Origin of the sequence: Streptomyces sp. SID3343, from assembly GCF_009865215.1 — a bacterium.
Lineage (GTDB): Bacteria > Actinomycetota > Actinomycetes > Streptomycetales > Streptomycetaceae > Embleya.
In genome coordinates, this window is the sequence record NZ_WWJX01000541.1 from 1 (window position 1) to 785 (window position 785).

Genomic DNA, 785 nt, shown 5'->3' on the forward strand with positions numbered 1-785 from the left:
GGGCACCGGCAACGGGTGCACCGCGAGGTCGACGTCCAGACGGAACGCCTGGGTCACGCCGTCGACGCGCACGGTACGGGTCACGGACGCGCCGGGCAGCAATTCCGGCAACGGGTCGAGCCGACGGTGCTTCTCGGTCAGGCCCCACGGGCCGCGAACGGTCAGCTCGGGACGGGCGCCGAGGCGGACGTTGCCGGTGTTGCGCACGGTGTACGTGACGGTCAGACCGCCGTCGAAGGGGTCCGGGGCGGTGTGCACTCGCGCGCTCAATCCGCCGGCGCCCAGCGCGGGGCGCAGCGGTCCGTCGACGCGCAGGTGGACACGGGTGCCCACCCGTCGGTCGACCAGCACCCGATTGCCGGCCGCGTCCCGGCCGGGAGTGGCGACCGACGCGACGACGCCGCCGGCGTGGTCGCCGGGGGACGCGTTGTCGGGGACGGACAGTTCGAACGGTACGTCGCTGCGCGAGCGCGGCGGCACGGTCACCCGCGTCTGCTTGAGGCGGATCCACGAGCCGACGTCGACGGGCGGGCGTCCCGCGGCGAGCAGATCGAAGCCGCCGGCGGCGGTGGTGAAGGCGTCCTGGGCGTACAGGTCGACGGTCAAGGGCGAGTCGCCGGCGTTGGTGACGGCGACGTAGTCGATCCGCCGAGCCGCGGGCGCGAGCGCGTAGCGGAAGAACGGGCGGTCGTCCGGGCCGTGTTCGGTCGACGGCTGGACGGACCAGGTGGTGGGCGCGGCGGCCGGGGCGGGCGCGGACTCGGTCGCGCCGGCGGGCGCGGCGC

Annotated in this window: 1 protein-coding gene; it reads right to left on the reverse strand. The window is 75.7% G+C overall.

Translation table 11 applies throughout. The annotated features are described in order from the left end of the window. Positions 1-785: DUF916 domain-containing protein (locus GT354_RS16745; protein ID WP_161357105.1), on the reverse strand; the 785-nt coding region annotated here is incomplete at both ends.